This is a genomic window from Zobellia barbeyronii (genome assembly GCF_018603515.1).
In the GTDB taxonomy this organism is placed as follows: Bacteria; Bacteroidota; Bacteroidia; order Flavobacteriales; family Flavobacteriaceae; genus Zobellia; species Zobellia barbeyronii.
This window is the reverse complement of sequence record NZ_JACATN010000003.1, coordinates 265757-282958: the sequence shown is the minus strand read 5'-3', so window position 1 is coordinate 282958 and position 17202 is coordinate 265757. Positions and strand designations below refer to the sequence as shown.

General features: G+C 37.0%; 8 protein-coding genes. 7 read left to right on the top strand and 1 reads right to left on the bottom strand.

The features are described from left to right. Positions 1-40 precede the first annotated feature (40 nt). Positions 41-3310 (bottom strand): SusC/RagA family TonB-linked outer membrane protein, encoded by a 3270-nt coding sequence (locus tag HW347_RS09705; protein ID WP_214611701.1) that lies wholly within the window; start codon positions 3308-3310, stop codon positions 41-43. A gap of 751 nt (positions 3311-4061) precedes the next feature. On the opposite strand from HW347_RS09705, the gene HW347_RS09700 reads away from it, so the two are divergent. The 7 genes from HW347_RS09700 (at position 4062) to HW347_RS09670 (ending at position 17084) form a co-directional block, all read left to right on the top strand. Continuing rightward, positions 4062-5261 carry a glycoside hydrolase family 88 protein gene (locus HW347_RS09700; RefSeq protein ID WP_214611700.1) on the top strand — a complete coding sequence of 400 codons (1200 nt, stop codon included), beginning with the start codon at positions 4062-4064 and terminating at the stop codon, positions 5259-5261. A 124-nt stretch (positions 5262-5385) separates the two neighbouring features. Continuing rightward, positions 5386-6258 carry an alpha/beta hydrolase gene (locus HW347_RS09695; RefSeq protein ID WP_225901889.1) on the top strand — a complete coding sequence of 291 codons (873 nt, stop codon included), beginning with the start codon at positions 5386-5388 and terminating at the stop codon, positions 6256-6258. A gap of 41 nt (positions 6259-6299) precedes the next feature. Next, positions 6300-8291 (top strand): glycoside hydrolase family 97 protein, encoded by a 1992-nt coding sequence (locus HW347_RS09690; RefSeq protein WP_214611699.1) that lies wholly within the window; start codon positions 6300-6302, stop codon positions 8289-8291. An 18-nt stretch (positions 8292-8309) separates the two neighbouring features. Further along, positions 8310-9830 (top strand): sulfatase family protein, encoded by a 1521-nt coding sequence (locus HW347_RS09685; RefSeq protein WP_214611698.1) that lies wholly within the window; start codon positions 8310-8312, stop codon positions 9828-9830. 74 nt (positions 9831-9904) lie between these two features. Next, on the top strand, positions 9905-12694 hold the full coding sequence (locus HW347_RS09680; RefSeq protein ID WP_214611697.1) for a heparinase II/III domain-containing protein: 2790 nt from the start codon (positions 9905-9907) through the stop codon (positions 12692-12694). A gap of 15 nt (positions 12695-12709) precedes the next feature. After that, positions 12710-15082 carry a PDZ domain-containing protein gene (locus HW347_RS09675; RefSeq protein WP_214611696.1) on the top strand — a complete coding sequence of 791 codons (2373 nt, stop codon included), beginning with the start codon at positions 12710-12712 and terminating at the stop codon, positions 15080-15082. Between the two features lie 16 nt (positions 15083-15098). Then, entirely contained in the window at positions 15099-17084 is a 1986-nt protein-coding gene (locus tag HW347_RS09670) for an alpha-L-fucosidase (RefSeq protein ID WP_214611695.1), read from the top strand. The last annotated feature ends 118 nt before the right edge of the window (positions 17085-17202 follow it).

Here is a 17202-nt window from a genome sequence, read left to right as displayed (position 1 = left end):
TGTATATTTTTTAGTAATTATTTGTGATCTTTTGGTAATGTTAAAATGCTAAATTAACTCCAACAGCAACAGTACGTTGAAATGGATATACTGATGTTTGTACATTGGAATCCGTTACTGTTGGGACGTTCCCATCTTCAGGGTCATAACCGTCAACCAAAGAACTAAGCTCAAAAAGATCATTTCCAGAAACATAAATACGTATTTTATCCATATTTAATTTATCTAAAACATCTGCAGGTAACGAATACCCTATAACAATATTTTTAAGACGTATATATTTGTTGTTTTGTATAAATGTATCTGTGTTAGACCAGTTCCATCGGGCTAGAGTCCGCTGAGCCGTTAATCTAGGATATGTTGCACCCGTATTTTCTGGAGTCCAAGTAAGGTCATTATAAGCGTTTGTTTGGTTAGGCCAAGGATTATTAAAGGGAAATGCACTAACTCCCTGTCTAAGTACATTTTGTTGTAGTGCACCTTGCATAAAGGCGGTAAAATCAAAACCTTTATATTTTGCTCCTAAATTGATACCAAAAACATAATGTGTTTGTGCATCTCCTACATATTTAATATCACCTTGACCTTTTTCATTGTCTTGGTTTATTGCGTTAATACTACCGTCTCCATCTAAATCTACTATTTTAGTATCACCAACACGCAAAGCGTTTCCTCCGTTAGGCACTGAAGAACCATCTTTATCATATAATGCATTGTAGGCATCTACTTCTGCTTGTGATTGGAATAGGCCATCGGTTTCAAATACAAAATAGGAATTTAAAGGAAAACCTTCAACTAACTGATTATAACCTGCTTGTATTGAGCCTCCGCCACCTTCTAGGTTAACTAGTTCATTTGTGTTGTCACTCATATTTACACCAATGTTATACGAGAAATCTCCTTTTTGATCTTTCCAATTTAACATGGCTTCCCAACCAGTGGTTTTTAAATTTCCAATATTCGTTTCCGGGGCGTCGCCACCTAATAGTGCAGAATACGATCTGCCTAAAAGCATATCTTTGTTTTCTCTTTCATAGGTCTCAAAAGTACCAGAAAGCTTGTTGTTAAAAAGTCCAAAATCAATAGCGATATTTTTGATTGTAACAACTTCCCAAGAACGTTGTGTAGTGGTAATACCAGCAACTGAAGCAGTATTGCTTAAAGTTCCTCCCTCACCAAAAAGTTCAGTGCCTTGAGATATTGTAGACACATAATCGTACCTACCTATACCTGCTTGATTACCACTAGAGCCAATACTAGCTCTCAGCTTTAAATTACTTAAGCTTTCAAGATTTTCTAAAAAACTCTCTTTGTGAATGTTCCAACCAACTGATGCACTTCCGTAATTGTTAAATTTAAATCCAGGAGCAAATCTAGAAGAACCATCACGTCTACCTACTAATTCAACCAAGTACTTTTCATTATAATCATAATTAAGTCTTGTTAAATAAGAGTATAGGCCATCATGGTCTTGACCTCTATTGTTATTGTTTCCAGCCCCGCCAATTGTTGGAACTCCTGAAGCAACTGCTAAATCAAACACACCTTCATTTACAATATCAGTTCTTTTTGCACTAAGCCCTTTAAATTCATTTAGTTCAGCCGTCATGCCTACCATGGCTTTAAAATTATGCTTACCTAATTTAGTCTCGTAGTTTAAAAAACCACCATAGGTTTGATATTCATTGGTAAGATGTACAGTTTCAATACTTGACGTTGAATTTACTGCTTCATTATAACTTTCGCCTTCCCAACCAAATACTGGTACTGTTAATTGAGTAATATCTTGTCTACTATTTACATGGTTATATGTTCCAGTAGCATTTACACTAAAACCAGACCCGAGATCATACTTAAGATTTAAAGAAATTTTTGCTATATTTTCTTCCAAATCATCTCTACCACCTTCACTAGTAGCGGCTATAGAATTTGTAGAATATCGTCCAAAATTACCATACCATTGTCCAAGAGAATTTTTTGCAGGGAATATGGGAGCATCTTGTCCAACTAAGCCTCGTCCAAAACCTGAAGAAGGACTAGATGTACGGTTTTTTTGTAATGAAATGTTAGTTGCTAAATTTAGTCTTTCTGTAATGTCAAAATCTGTATTTAAACGTACAGAAAATTGTTTTATACCATCATAAGCAGTTTTTAATGCACCTTGTGATTCAGATACGCCCATAGATAATCTATACCTTGCTTGGTCTGAACTTCCAGAAAGACTTAAACTTTGTTGATGACCTATGTTTGATCCATACAGATCTTCATAACGATCTGCAGGTGCTAGATATAAGAATCCGCCTTCTCCCCAGCCGTCAACTATTGGAGTTGCGTAATAGCCAGCTTGTCCAGATGCAATACCTTGTAAAGCTTCTTCTCCCCAGTTCCAATAATTAGCAACACCCGTTGCAGCTAAATCCTGTTCTGCTGTATCTAACCATAATTGTCCATATTCTTGATACGATGGAAAAGGTGGTTTCAAACCTAGGAAATTCATTCTAGTATTAGAATTGAACTCAATTTTCATTTTACCTTTACCTTTTTTAGTGGTAACTAAAATAACACCATTTGCTGCTCTAGAACCATATATAGATGCAGCACCATCTTTAAGCACACTAATAGATTCTATATCATCTGGGTTCATTTGAAAAAACTCACTGTCGTCAAATGCAGGTGCACCATCTATTACAATTAATGGGCTTCCACCATTAATGGAAGTAACACCCCTAATTTGTAAATTAACATTTTCATTACCTGGTCTTGAAGAAGATCTATTGACAGTAAGACCTGGCGTTTGCCCTTGTAAAGCTAATGCAACATTACTAACCGCACGATCTTCAAAAACTTCAGAACTAATTTGTTCGACAGCACCTGTTAAGGTTTCTTTTTTAGTTGTACCAAAACCCACTACAATTACTTCATCAAGAGCGGAGACATCCATATCTAGTGAAACGTTGATAGTTGTGTTATTTCCTACGGTAACTTCTTTTGAAGCAAACCCAATGGATGAGAATACAAGTACACTATTAGAAGAAGGAACATCAATTGCGAAGTTCCCATCAAAATCTGTAGTGGTTCCTGTAGTGGTTCCTTTTAAAATAACATTCGCCCCAGGAACAGGCATGCCATCATCACTACTTATTACGGTACCAGTAATAGTTAAATCTTGCGTATCTATAACGTCAAGAATAATACGACTGCTTGTTGCAGCGTATAAATTTGTACATGCGCCGCTTATTAAAAACCCTAAGATTCCTAATAGACCCGCTACATACTTTAAGTTGGTTCGATTTCTTTTTTCAGTGGTCATAAAAGTGTTATTTAATAGTTTTTGTTGAATTAATTTTTTGAACTCATACTGTAGAATAAGAGTACTCAAAAATTGTTAAGCCAATGTTAAAAAGAATTGAAAGCAGTATCGATAAATTATCATTCATTGATTATAAATTATTGTTCATTATCAGTTTAAATAGGCTTAAAATAAGGTATTGACAAAAATGGGTAGGTGAAAACCTCAAATTATCAAGGTGATTATCGGAAGTGAAAATGGCATGATTTTAAGAAGTAATGGCAGGCCTATTTTTAGAAGTATTTAAAGGGAAACTTAGGTGTGTTACATTAGAATAACCCTTAAGTACTCTCGCAAGTACTATAAATATTGAGTTATTAAAGATTGGGTGTTGTTTAGAATGAAATTTCAAACAGGAAAACCTGCGGGAATTTAAACTGAGGTAGGTCAAAAAAGGAAATGCAATACCAAGGTCTAAAAGTCTTCTTTAAACTTTAAAAGAGAATATTCTTAAAAGCACAAGGAATTGCTTCGGTTTTGAGGGGTAACGTGTAAATTTTACCCCTATAAGCTATAAAAGGCTATTATTTTATAGCTTATGAATCATAATTTATGAGTCTTTATCTGCATTCTCGGTAAAATTGTAGAGAGCGAAAATTCAATTTAAAACCTGTTCAAGTTTGGGGGCAGATTTTATTCGTATTAAGAACATTTCGTTTTCAATTAATCAACCAATTTTAATGATATCCTCAGGGTATCTAAAATATTTCAGATGAGAGTAAGGCTACATTTAATTTTATTTGTTTCGTTTTTATTGTTTTCGTGTGCTTCCAAAGTAAAAGAAAAGGAAGTTGTTCAATTTTCTGCAGAGAAAGTGCTTGATGAAAATGTCAAGAAAATCAAGGAAGTTCAAGAAACGGTAAAAAGCGTAGATCAATTTCCTAGAAATATTCCAAAAGGACAGACCAATTGGGAAATGGTAGGTGTACGTGATTGGTGTAGCGGTTTTTGGCCTGGTGTATTGTGGTACGCTTATGAGCAGTCCAACGATTCCGAAATAAAGGAAAGTGCCATGAAATCTACAGAGGCACTAAAAGAAATAGCATATAGCCCAGCAGACAATCATGATATTGGTTTCATGTTATATTGTAGCTATGGCAATGGATATAGATTAACAGGTAATGAAGAATATAAGAGTATTTTGCTGGCAGCTGCAGATACTTTGGCTACGCTTTACAATCCTAAAGTAGGTAGTATTTTATCTTGGCCAGTAATGACAAGTAAATTTAATCATAATACCATTGTTGATAATATGATGAATTTAGAGTTGCTTTTTTGGGCAGCTAAGAACGGAGGTAGTCAGGATCTATATAATCTATCTGAAAGTCATGCAAGGTTAACTATGGATTATTTAGTTAGAGAAGATGGCTCTATGTTTCACTTAGGTTCTTTTGATAGTGAAACAGGAGAGTTCCTAAAAGGGATGACTCACCAAGGGTATGCAGATGATTCTATGTGGGCCAGGGGGCAGACATGGGGTATATATGGTTTTGCCATTGCGTACAGAGAGACGGGTAACAAAGATTTCTTAAATACATCAATCAAACTATCTGATCACTTTTTGGAGCGTTTACCTAAAGATGGCATTCCTTACTGGGATTTTGATGACCCCAAGATTCCGAATTCACCTAAAGATGCTTCTGCAGCTGCTGTAGCCGCTTGTGGCTTGTTAGAGCTTTCCGGACTTGTTGAAGATGCTATTTTAAAACAAAAATATATTGATGCAGCTAAAGATTTATTAGAGAAATTATCCAGTGAACCTTATTATAGTGGAGATACAAATCAATCTCTTCTCCTGCATTCAACTGGACATCACCCTAATAACTCGGAAATAGATATGCCCATTGTTTATGCCGATTATTACTATATGGAAGCCTTATTACGATTGAAAAAACTTGAGGCATCTAAATAATTTTGATGTAGGGGTAATGGTTGTTCGTCACAAAGAATGTGGAATAGAATTATATATAGATTTGCTATGCAAAGGATAACTGCTACATGTATCGGGAGGAGTGGAATTATAAAATAACAACCGAATGAAAAACTTTAAAAATAAAGTCTTACTTGTATTAATGTTTTTGGTGTTGGCCACAGCAAGCAGCCAAGAAAGCAATGCGTCAATTCCATCTTTGCCTGATGAGATTATCTATAAAATTATTGAAGGAGATACGCTAAAAATGCAAGTGCTATATCCTGAAAACCTAAAACCAAACAAGGAATATCCTGCTATAGTCTTCTTTTTTGGAGGCGGATGGAACGGCGGAACTACAAAGCAATTTGAGGACCAGGCAAAATACTTCGCTTCTAGGGGTATGGTTGGTTTTTTGGTTGACTATCGTGTGAAATCAAGACATCAGACTACACCATTTGAAGCCGTAAGCGATGCAAAATCGGCTATTAGGTTTGTGAGAGGTAATGCAGCTAAATTTCAAATAGACCCTAATAAAATTGTAGCTTCAGGAGGTTCTGCTGGCGGTCATTTGGCAGCAGCAACGGCAACTTTAGAAGGATTAGATGAATCTACAGATGACCTTTCTATAAGTGCAAAACCTAACGCTTTAGTGCTTTACAATCCAGTAATTGATAATGGACCTGATGGGTTTGAGTACGAACGAATGAACGGCCGTCATATGGAGATATCTCCAAAGCATAATATTAAGAAGGGTACTGCGCCTACCATAATTTTTCTAGGAACAAAAGATGCTTTAATACCAGTATCGACAATGGAAAAATATAAAGTAAAAATGGAGGAAGTAGGAAGCAGGTGTGACCTCTTTTTATACGAAGGTCAAACCCACGGATTTTTTAATAAACCCAGAAGTAACGGTGAGTTTTATATTAAGACTACGAGGGAAGCCGATAAATTTCTTCAATCTATGGGATACTTAAAAGGGAAGCCTAGAATTTAATTTAAAAGTCAAAAAGCCAGATTAAATTATAAACAGCCAAAATGATTAAGATTTTACATTTTCTAAAATATAAGATTCTGGTTCTTATAATCTTAGTGATATTTTTGGGATGTTCTTCATCTGAGAAAACTGAATTAAAATCGCCTGACGGAACTAAAAAAATAAGCGTTACAACAGAAAATGACCAAATAGAATTTACTGTTTTTTATAATGGAAACTCAGTCTTATTACCATCAACTTTAGAAATTATATCAGAGCAGTTGCCTTTTAGCGGCTCTTTGTCTGTATTGAGTACAGAACATACTTCCGAATCAAACACGTGGCATTCAAATTTTCTTGATAATAGTAGTTTTCATGACAACTACAACCAGCTCAAGGTTCTTTTGGATAAGGGTGGTAATCAAATAAGTTTAATTGTTAGGGCCTATAATGAGGGTATTGCTTTGGCGTATGAAATACTCGAGCAAGGCGGAATTACCGAAATTGATTTAGACGAAAAAATCAATTATAATTTTAAAGAGGACTATAAACTGTGGTCAACACCAAAACGAGAAAAGGGTGTTTTAACCGCACAAGGAGAATATAGAAAGATTCCGATATCACAATTACAAAAAGGATGTGAACGCCCATTAGTTATAGAAATGGGAGACAGTTTAATGGTCGCCTTAGCTGAAGCTAAATTGGTAGATTTTGCTCGTCTTAGCTTTGATAAAGGTTCAAGTTCAGAATTTAGTATTGTTTCTTCTTTGGACAGTAAGATGGGTGAGCAGCAACAGGATACCATTACCGGCGCGGTAATCTCTGAACAGCATGAAAATATGATGAAAGTTCATAAAAAGCTGCCATTTCAATCGCCTTGGCGTGTAGTAATGATGGCAGAAAATGAAGGGCAATTATTAACCAATAATTCCATCATTCAAAACTTGAACGATGCTTCTGAAATAAATGATGAATCTTGGATTAAACCAGGGAAGGTAATCAGAGAAGCGACATTAACTACAGAAGGTGGATATGTTACCGTAGACTTCGCCGCAAATCATAATATGCAATATGTGTTATTTGATGCTGGTTGGTACGGGAATGAAATGTATGATTCATCTGATGCGACAACCATTACGGTAGACCCTAATCGTTCAAAAGGACCATTAGATCTAAAAGCTGTAATTGATTACGGTAAAACCAAAAACATAGGTGTCATCCTATATGTCAATAGACGTGCCCTTGAAAAACAATTAGATGAAGTTCTAGAACTTTTCCAATCATGGGGAGTGGCAGGTATTAAATTCGGATTTGTTAGAGTAGGAGACCAAGATGCAACGGCATGGCTACATGAGGCTATAAAAAAAGCGGCAAGTTATAAAATGGTAGTTGATGTGCATGATGAGTATCGTCCAACAGGTTTTTCAAGAACATACCCTAATTTTTTAACACAAGAAGGAATTGCTGGTGATGAAACTACAGTAACCAATGAGCATACTTTAATAACGATGTTTACAAGAATGCTGGCCGGTGCTGCAGATAATACGGTTTGTTATTACAATTCTAGGGTAGATGTAATGGGGTCACATGCTTCTCAACTGGCAAAAACCGTCTGTATTTTTAGTCCGTTACAATTTCTGTATTGGTATGATAAACCTTTGGATTCTCCGGAAAAGAATGATGGTCTTTGGGGAGATACAAGACATATAGGAAACGAACCGGAATTGGAGTTTTTTGATGCTGTACCTACCACATGGGATGAAACCAAGGTACTAGAAGCACAAATAGGAGGAATAGGAGTGATTGCTCGTAGAAAAGGGAACGACTGGTTTGTTGGTGGTATCAACGGAAATCAAGGAAGAACCGTTGAACTTGATTTTTCTTTTTTAGATGAAAATACCCCTTATAAGGCAAAATTGTATACAGATGATAGAATGGTACAAACGAGAACACACGTTAAGATCGAGGAAAAAGAATTGGATTCAAATAGTTTAATTAAATTGAACATTGAAAGAAATAGCGGATTCGCTATGCGTATTCAAAAAACCAATTAATTACAAATCAGACCATATATGAAAAGTAGAATTTTTGTCTTTGTTATTACCATGTTGCTCTTATCGCCAAACCCTAGTTTTGGATTTCAGCAACCTCAAAAAATTAAAAAAACCAACCTAAATTTAAAGAAGGTTAAGGGCCAAAAGAAACGGAATGTAATTTTCATCTTAACAGATGATCACCGTTATGATTTTATGGGCTTTACAGGTAAGGTGCCGTGGCTAAAGACTCCTAATATGGATAAGATGGCGGCAGAAGGTGCACACATGAAAAATGCCTTTGTAACAACGTCTTTATGTTCGCCAAGTAGGGCTAGTATTCTAACGGGAGAGTATTCACATGTACACACGATTGTAGATAATGTAGCTCCAAACCCTGGCAATCTAACGTTTTTTCCAGAGTACCTTCAGAAGGCAGGATACCAAACTTCCTTTTTTGGGAAATGGCATATGGGAGACCATAATGACAATCCAAGACCTGGCTTTGACCATTGGGAAAGTTTTGCTGGCCAAGGAGATTACTATGCGCCCAATCTTAACATCAACGGAAAAAATACGCAATACGATAAAGAGACTTACGTAACAGATTTGTTGACCGAGCACGCAGTGGATTGGTTAGATAATAGAGATGCTGAAAAACCATTTTTCATGTACCTCTCTCATAAGGCAGTTCATGCTATGTTTAAGCCAGCCAAGCGTCATGAAGGTATGTATGCGGGTAAAAAAATAGTGAAACCGGACTCGTATACGCAAACTATTGGTAGTGCTTATAAAAAGTTGAATTGGCCAGAATGGGTTAAAAAACAACGAGATAGCTGGCATGGTGTAGATTACATGTATCACGGAAAGGCAGAAGGTACTTTTGATGATTTGGTACAACGGTATTGCGAAACTTTAATGGGTGTTGATGAAAGTGTAGGAACCGTTATGGAATGGTTAAAGGCCAACGGTCTTGATGAGTCTACCATGGTTATTTATATGGGTGATAATGGATTTAGTTGGGGCGAGCATGGTTTGATAGATAAGCGTCATTTTTACGAAGAGTCGGTTAAAGTACCGATGTTGGTGCGTTGTCCAGAAATTTTTGAAGGAGGGCAGACTATAGAAAGAATGGTGCAAAATGTAGATGTAGCGCCAACTATTTTAGAGTGTGCGGGACTAGAAAAGCCGGATTATATGCCAGGTAAATCATTTGTTCAATTGCTTAAAGGGGATGAGAATAAATGGCGCGATAAGATATTCTACGAGTATTATTTTGAGTACGATTTTCCAATGACACCAACGGTTTTTGGTGTACGAACAGATAAATATAAATACATACGCTACAATGGTATTTGGGATACGAACGAGCTTTATGATATAGAGAATGACCCTAGTGAAATTGTAAACCTTATTGACAAACCAGAATTACAACCCATGATAAAGGATTTTGCCAATAGCCTTTATGATTGGCTAGAGAATAGCGATGGTATGCAGATACCTTTAAAAAGGAATGTATATCACAGAATAGGGGATTACGAACACCCTAACCAATATTAAATTAGAAAAGTCCTTGAGGTAACTGATTGATACGGTATAGAACACCCATGAATTTTAGAAAGATGATGAAGAGAATGAAAAGGAAAGAAGTATGGATTTCGGCATGTATTCTATTTGTATCAATCATTGTTACGGGGCAAACAACAGAACACCCAAGAATTTACGTCACCGATCAAGAAAAGGAAGTCTTTGTAAAATCGGTTGAAAACGTTGAATGGAAAAAGGAACTTGTTGTTAAAAAGAAGGAGCGTTTAGAAAAGTATATTACCTATTGGGAGAATGACCCAGAATGGTTGGTTTCAAGGCTTCAAATGAACTGGAACACTAAGCATACTAAAGTTTTTCTAAAGGGAGGAGATTTTTCGCATTCAGAAGGAAAGGCTCCTGTGGCTACAGTTAGATATTCTGGTACAAGAGATTGGGCAACAGATTATGAGCGCCCCAAGTTAGAAGATGTACAACCCTATTTGGATGATTCTCGTGGTCTGTATTTAAAGCACAAGGAAACCGGGAAAATGGAATGGGTACATCCTTCCAAATCAGGTTTTGCAATAGATAAGATCAATGAGCAGATAATGGAATTGGTTTCAGATGCTGCTTTTTTATATTGGTTTACTGGTGAACAAAAGTATGCAGATTTTGCGGCTCCTGTTTTCTTTACCTATATGGAGGGAATGTATTATAGAGATGCTCCTATTGACTTAGAAAAATCCGAACAGGCCAACATATCCGGCCTTGCTACTTTTGAAGTTATTCATGAAGGTATTGTGGTTTCCTTGGTTACTACCTATGATTTTCTATTCAACTATTTTAAGACGAATAATAAAAAGTTAGACACTTCTGTAGCTGTGCTTCAGAAATGGGGAGACCAAATAATCAATAAGGGAATTCCTGATAATAATTGGAACTTATTCCAAGCTAGGTTTCTTACCTATATTGGTTTGGTTTTAGAGGGGAACGAAAATTATAAGAACGGAAAAGGACAAGAGTATTTTTTAGATCATACTTTTAATATTTCTACGGATAGGCAAATAGCTATCAAAGAAAGTCTGTTGGTATATGACCAAGAAAATGCCATGTGGCCTGAGTGTGCATCATATTCAGTGCATGTGATTACTACCTTTTTACGAATCTTCACTTTGTTAGATCATGCAACGAATGCCAATGAATTTGCTAATTATCCTATAGTAGAAAGGGCAGCCTTAGCCTCTTTTCAGTATTTGTTTCCAAGTGGTTATATGGTTGGTTTTGGAGATTCACATCATAAAATGTTGCCGCCAGAAAATTTTGAGCTTTTAGTTTCAAACTATAAAAAGTACGGTCAAGAAGATAAAGAAAAATTGATATCAGGGCTTTTGTCCCAAAAGGTAAATGATGGTTCGTACGACCGAAAAGCAAAAGATTTCTTTGAGTTGTTTTTCTATACAGATAATTTGATTGATAGTAATTCTGAAGATATAAATACAGATAAGCTCATATCTCCAACTTTTTATGCGCCTAATGTTAGTATGGTCAATCAACGAATGGGAGAGGCTGAAAATGCTGTAATGGCATCCACAGTGGGGTCTTTTGGCAATCATGCTCATGCCAATGGTATTTCATTAGAATTGTATGCGAACAATTATGTGTTGGGTACGGATATGGGGCGTGGCTCTAGTTACTGGCATCCAGATCATAGGGAGTTCTATTCACGGTTTCCGGCACATAATACGGTAGTCGTAGACGGTAAATCTGATTATGCAGCAATGCGGACTTATTTTCCTTTTAAGCTAGAAAATGTATTTCCTAAATCAGGAGAAAGACCTTCTTTTGATAAAGTAACTTTTTCAAACGTATCCTTTGTTGAACCAAAGACGGTTTCAGATCAACAGCGTTTTACGGCAGTAATCGCTTCCAAAAGTCAAAAACCATATGTAATCGATGTATTTCGCTCTAAAAAGCAAAAAGGAGGGAAGCAGAAGCACGAATATATCTATCATAACTTAGGGCAATCATTAGATATTTTTGATGCAAAAAAGAATCTTTTAAATACGGTTTCAACCGATGATTTATCTTCTCAAAAGGGGGATTTAAAAGGTTACGATTATTTTACGGATAAAAGCAAAGTGGTCAATTCTGGTAATATTCAAGCCGTTTTTACGCTAAAAAGTAGTGAAAAGGCCGATAATTTCATGAAACTGTGGGTAAAAGGAAACGAAAATCAAACTTTATACAAAGTCAATTCGCCAAAATCTAATGCCCTTAGTGAGGGTACTGCTCCCGAAGAAGTTCTTGAAAAACCCATACCTACATTAATTTTAAAAAGAGATGAAGCGGCTTGGGGAAATCCGTTTGCGGTAATATTTAATCCTTTTATGGAAGGGGAAACTAATCCCATAGCAAATGTGTCTTTTTCATCTTTAACAGCGTATCCCAATACGCAGATTATTGATGTTTCGCTAAGTGATAAAGTCACTTTAGATCGGATCGTTTTAAATGCATCTGAAAGTGATATTGCAGCCAAAGAAGGTTTCTATCAAAAAGGATTGTTGTCCGTATTGCGATTGACCAATAATGAGGCCGATATCGCATTCATGTTTTTATCCGGAATGGAAAAATTTGAATCGCACGGGTGGGATATCGTTTCATCGGGTAGACCATTTTCGTTTTCGCTTGAAAAAACTACGAATGGGTATGCGGTAAGTAATGACAATCCTATAACCATCAATATGCCTCTACCAAAGGAGGGAAGCCAACCTAAAATACAATTGTTCGAAGGAGGGAAACTCGTAGCCAGCAGAAAGGGAACAACTAACAGGAACAACTCAGGGCAAGTCGTGTTTAAGCTTTCCAAAGAGTATGATAAGGTTTTGATTACCTATTAAACAAATCAAAAAAACATGCAAAAACTCAATAAAATACTTTTCCTGGTCGGCTTTATGGCTCTTCTTTTTTCGTGTACTCAAGAAGAGAAAACCATAGAGATTTATGTTTCTAAATCAGAAGAAAATGAAAAGACAGATGAGATTAATTATAAAACTTTAGAAGAGGCAATTCAGAAAGCATCGGAATTAAAAAAAGATAGCCCAGAAGCTCATATAATTATCAATATCCTTCCAGGAACGTATTACTTATTTAAGCCAATTACAATACCCGCTTCATTGAGTAATTTGACTATTAAAGGCTCGGGAGCTTCAGAAGTTACTTTAAAAGGGGCTGTTCCCATACAGTTGAATTGGCAGAAATATGAAGACCATATGTATGTAGCCAATGTAGATCAAGCCTCAAGTTTCGACCAATTTATGGTCAATGGCAAACCACAGGTTTTAGCCCGATATCCCAATTACGACGAAACTGCACAGTACTGGCAAGGCTATGCGGAAGATGCTTTGTCTAAAGAACGTGTGGCATCATGGGAGAACCCCGCTGGAGCATATTTTCATGCTTTACACGGTGGTAGATGGGGTGGTTTTCATTTTCGTATTACAGGTCTTGACGCCGAGGGGAATCCAATTTTTGAAGGCGGGCATCAAAATAATAGAGCGTCAGAACCGCACAAAGAATTCCGCATGGTAGAGAATGTTTTTGAGGAACTAGATAGCCCGGGAGAATGGTACTTGAATACAGAGGAAAACAAGCTCTACTATTGGCCTTTGGAGGGTACGGATTTGAATACAGCTCAATTGGAGGTTTCGGTATTAAAAAATCTAATTCAGCTTACGGGTACCTTAGAGAACCCGGTAAGGAATGTCACCATAGAAGGGGTGAAATTTGAGAATTCGCAACGCACCTTTATGGACGAATACGAGCCTCTCTTAAGAAGCGATTGGATGATATACCGAGGTGGAGCCGTTTTCTTTGAAGGAACGGAAAATTGCAAGGTGAGCAATAACGAATTCACAAACCTTGGTGGCAATGTAATCTTGGCAAGTAAGTATAATAAAAACCTTGAGATCAAAGGAAATCACATTCATGATTCTGGTGCTAGTGCCGTTTCTTTTATAGGTGACCCTTCGGCAGTGAGGTCTCCTGCTTTTACTTATAAGGAGTTTGTTTCGGTAACCGAAATGGATACCGTATCGGGTCCTAAAAACGAACTGTACCCAAGAGAATGTTTGGTGGAGGATAACCTCATTTATAGAATAGGCAGAATAGAGAAGCAAACGGCTGGCGTTCAAATTTCCATGGCTATGGATATTACTGTTCGGCATAATAGTATTTATGATGTGCCTAGAGCGGGTATCAATATTGGTGATGGTACTTGGGGCGGACATATTTTAGAGTATAATGATGTATTCAATACCGTATTGGAGACCAGTGACCATGGGTCTTTCAATTCGTGGGGAAGAGATAGGTTTTGGCATCCCAAAAGAGGTGTAATGGATAGTTTAACTGATGCAAACCCCAATATGTGGAAATGGGATGCTGTGCATACTACCATCATTCGTAATAACCGCTTTCGTTGTGATCACGGTTGGGATATTGATTTAGACGATGGGTCTTCCAATTATCATATCTACAACAATTTGCTGTTGAACAATGGCCTTAAATTAAGGGAAGGATTTGCTAGGGTAGCCGAGAATAACATCATGGTCAATAATTCACTGCACCCTCATGTATGGTTCAAAAATAGCCAAGATGTATTCCGGCACAACATTGTCCAAAAGTCATATCAAGATATTAGGTTAGACGGTTGGGGAAAGGAATTGGATTATAACTTGTTCCCTAATGAAGTAACCATGATGAAATCTAGAGTGTATGATAGGGATTTGAACAGTGCTTATGGAGATCCATTATTCAAGGACCCTGCGCATCTTGATTTTTCCGTTCTAGAAAATTCGCCTGCTTTCAAAATCGGATTTAAAAATTTCCCGATGGACAAATTTGGCGTGCAAAAGGCCGAGTTGAAAGCACTTGCCAAAACACCTGAAGTACCGGAGCTAAAAAATGAATCAGAGAAAGGAACGGAAACGACACTGGTTGTGACCTGGTTGCGAAATAAACTTAAAAATGTATCCTCAAAAGAAGAGCAATCTGCCTACGGTTTAAAAACAGCTCAAGGGGTAATTATCCTGAGTGTTTGGGCAGAAAGCCCAGCAGTACAGAACAACGGACTAAAAACAGGGGATGTAATAGTACAGGCCAACGGAGAAAAAATTGAAGGAATAACAGACTTTTTTAAAGTTGTTTTGGAATCTAAAACACAAGAGAAATTAGACATTATTGTAGTTAGAAATCAATCTGAACATAAATTATCAATTAGAACCAAGTAATCTTAAGTACAAGAACATGAAAGTAATAATGAAAGTGGTATTGTTCGCATTTGTTGCGATGTTGACTGCGGGCAAAGGACTGGCCCAAGAAAAAGAAGTAAAAAAACTATCTGATGATGAACGCATGGAATGGTGGCAAGATGCCAAATTCGGTATGTTTATTCATTGGGGTGTATATTCTATTCCGGGTGGTGAAAGAAACGGAGAAGTTTGCGGAGGTGGTGCCGAATGGATTATGGATAAATTGGATTATACTATTGAGGAGTATGAAAAATTACCTCCAGTATTTGATCCAGTAAAATTTGATGCCGATGAGTGGGTAGCCATGGCCAAAGATGCCGGAATGAAGTATATTGTAATTACTTCAAAGCACCATGATGGTTTTGGTCTGTGGGACTCAAAAGTATCTGATTATGATATTATGGATTCGTCTCCTTTTAAAAGAGATGTCATCAAAGAATTATCAGATGCGTGTAAAAAACAAGATATTGTTTTCTGTTTTTATCACTCCATTGTAGACTGGCACCATCCTCAGGCTCAGGGCAATTTATTCCCTAATTATAATGCGGGTCAAAAAGACCAAACCGTTGTAAATCCTGAATTTCCAGAATATTTTAAAGATTATCTAAAACCACAGGTTAAGGAGTTATTGACCAATTATGGTGATATAGGTGTAGTTTGGTTTGATGGCGATTGGATTGCAGATTATACAACCGAAATGGGTAAGGAAATGTATGATTTTATCAGGGAGATTCAACCTAATACGATCATAAACAATAGAGTGGATAAGGGCCGTATGGGAATGGAAGGAATGGACCGAGAAGGTAACTTTGCGGGCGATTTTGGTACTCCTGAACAAGAAATACCGGCTACTGGAATCGATTCCGATTGGGAGTCTTGTATGACTATGAACGGGTCTTGGGGGTACAAACCATCAGATGATAACTGGAAAAGCAGTGAAAAGCTGATTCAAAATTTGATTGATATCGTATCAAAAGGAGGGAACTTCCTTTTAAATATAGGTCCTGATGGTCTTGGTCAATTTCCACCAGAGAGCGTAGAAAGATTAAAGGCTATGGGAGACTGGACGGATGTAAACGGTGAAGCCATTTACGGAAGTAGCGCTAGTCCTTATGACAGACCTGAATGGGGCCGTTATACAATTAAAGATGATATTCTTTATGCTCATGTTTTTGATTGGCCCGAAGATGGTAACCTAGTTATCAATAGCGATATAAAATTACAGAGAGCTACTTTATTGGCAGACGGAACTAAATTGAAAGCAGGTCTTACCGATAAAGGGTTGACCATTCAGCTTCCAAAAACGGCTCCTGATGCTGCAGCTACCGTGATTAAAATGACGTTACTCTCCAATGATGATTGGGCTAACTTTGGAAAATATAAAGCTGCAAACGACCAGTTGAAAGCACCTGCTAAAAAAGAGAAACGTGTTGTTTTTATGGGGAATTCTATTACCGAAGGCTGGGGCAAAAACAATCCTGAGTTTTTTGAAAAAAATCCATCATACATCAATAGGGGAATAAGCGGCCAGGTAACACAACAAATGTTGTTGCGTTTTAGTCCAGATGTTATTGATTTGAACCCTAAAGCTGTTGTTATACTTGCAGGAACTAATGATCTTGCAGGTAACCGTGGTCCCATCAGAATGGACCAGATTGCGAAGAATATATTCTCAATGGCTCAGTTAGCTAAAGCGAATGGGATTAAAGTGGTTCTGGCATCGGCATTACCAGCTAATAGTTACTCTTGGAGTCCGTCTATTTCACCTGCTGATCAGATTGTTGAACTGAACAAAAGAATTAAGGCATATGCGGATAAAAACAATATAGTCTACCTAGATTATTATACGCCAATGGTAGATGCGGAAAAGGGCTTAAAAAGCGAGTATGGTAGAGATAGTGTGCATCCAAATCTTGATGGATATAACGTTATGGCTCCATTGGTCAATGAAGCTATTGCCAAAGCATTGAAGAAAAAATAGAAGTATACAATTCAGTATTATTTTGCAGAAGCAAATATAAAATCGCTGTCATATAAAAAATAGATGTATAAAAATCATTGGAATTTTGAGAAGAATAATAACCGATTTTTATTTTGAA